Below are 227 nucleotides of genomic sequence, written 5' to 3'. Positions count from 1 at the left end.
CTTCACGCTCAAGGTGACCGACGGCTCAGGCGCGACCGATACCAAGACCCTGACCATCAGCCTGACCGGCGCCAACGACACGCCCGAGCTCAGCGCAAACCTGACCGCCAAGACCTATATCGACACCTCGGTCGACAACACCTTCACCAGCGTGACCGGCCAACTGACCACGGCAGACCGTGATGCCGGCGATAGCAAGGCCTATACGATCGACAGTGCCGGTACGA

Annotated in this window: 1 protein-coding gene; it reads left to right on the top strand. The window is 62.1% G+C overall.

What is annotated here, in order from left to right:
* Window positions 1-227, top strand: a 227-nt coding sequence (locus J5M67_RS29445) for a VCBS domain-containing protein (protein WP_207888783.1), incomplete at both ends; no start/stop codon positions are given.

Source organism: Pseudomonas sp. 30_B (genome assembly GCF_017491605.1).
GTDB lineage: Bacteria > Pseudomonadota > Gammaproteobacteria > Pseudomonadales > Pseudomonadaceae > Pseudomonas.
The sequence above is the reverse complement of the archived record's forward strand: the minus strand, read 5'-3'. Positions and strand labels throughout refer to the sequence as shown.